Genomic DNA, 1,426 nt, shown 5'->3' on the forward strand with positions numbered 1-1,426 from the left:
GCCACCGGCGCCGCCGGAGCGGTCGTCGACAGCCGGGAGACGCCGAACTTCAGGGACGCCGCGTACGTGTTGTCCGGGTCCAGCCGGCGGAGTTCCTCCGCCAGCAGCTCGGCCGTGTCACGCCGCTTCAGCGCCACCGCACGGTCGGGCTGCCCCGGCATGGACAGCGTGGCCAGCGAGCCGTCCGCGCGGTCCAGGACGATCGAGCCGTCCTTGGTCTCCATGCGCACGGCGGTCAGCCCCGGCCCCCCTGACAGGGTCCGGTTGACCGGGACCCCGAGACGGTCCGCCAGCCACATGGCCAGCAGCTCGCAGCTCGGGTTCTCGTCCTCGCCCTCGACGGTCGCCGAGACGACCGGCGACTGGGGCATCTGGTCCAGCGCGGCGGCCAGCATCGAGCGCCACGGGGTGATCCGGGTCCAGGACAGGTCCGTGTCACCCGGCGCGTACGCCTCCGCCCGGGCGGCGAGCGTCTCGATCGGGTGCTCGGAGGCGTAGGTGTCCGTGATCCGGCGCTGCCCCAGCGCGCCCAGCGGGTCGCCCGCCAGGTCCGCCGGAGCACCCTCCGGCCACCAGACCACCACGGGGGCGTCCGGCAGCAGCAGGGGCAGTACGACGGACTGGGCGTGGTCGACCAGTTCGCCGTGCAGCCGCAGTACGACGGTTTCGCCGGTACCGGAGTCCGCCCCGACACGGATCTCCGCGTCGAGCCGGGCTTCGCGGCGGCTGCGCGGGGAGCGGCTGACCCGCTTGACCACGACGACGATCCGCGAAGGGTGTTCGTGGGAGGCGTCGTTCGCCGACTTGAGCGCGTCGTACGCGTTCTCTTCATCGGTCACGATCACCAGCGTGAGGACCATGCCGATGGCCGGCGTGCCGATGTCCCGGCGCGCCTGCACCAACGCGGCGTTGATCTTGCTGGAGGTGGTCTCCGTGAGGTCGATCTTCATGGCCGGCGCCAGCTCCGTCCGTCTCGTGCGAGCATCTCGTCCGCCTCGACCGGCCCCCACGTGCCCGCCGGGTACTGCGCGGGCTTGCCGTGCTTGTCCCAGTACTCCTCGATCGGGTCGAGGATGTTCCAGGACAGCTCGACTTCCTGGTGGCGCGGGAAGAGGTTCGCGTCGCCGAGGAGGACGTCGAGGATGAGCCGCTCGTAGGCCTCGGGGCTGGACTCCGTGAAGGACTCGCCGTAGGCGAAGTCCATCGTGACGTCCCGGACCTCCATGGAGGTGCCCGGCACCTTGGAGCCGAAGCGGACCGTCACGCCCTCGTCCGGCTGGACCCGGATGACCAGGGCGTTCTGCCCCAGCTCCTCGGTCGCGCCCGACTCGAACGGCAGGTACGGCGCCCGCTTGAAGACCACTGCGATCTCGGTCACCCGGCGGCCCAGGCGCTTGCCCGTGCGCAGGTAGAACGGGACGCCCGC

1 protein-coding gene and 1 pseudogene are annotated in these 1,426 nt (G+C 71.6%); both read right to left on the reverse strand.

Going from position 1 to position 1,426, the window contains the following annotated elements; translation table 11 throughout:
• On the reverse strand, positions 1-950 hold a 950-nt coding region (opcA, locus tag VR44_RS27355; protein ID WP_045950284.1), incomplete at its 3' end, for a glucose-6-phosphate dehydrogenase assembly protein OpcA.
• Positions 947-1,426, reverse strand: a pseudogene (locus VR44_RS27360) (glucose-6-phosphate dehydrogenase); the annotation flags it as partial. The pseudogene VR44_RS27360 and the gene opcA, both read right to left, overlap by 4 nt.

Source organism: Streptomyces katrae, from assembly GCF_000966975.1.
GTDB lineage: Bacteria > Actinomycetota > Actinomycetes > Streptomycetales > Streptomycetaceae > Streptomyces > Streptomyces katrae.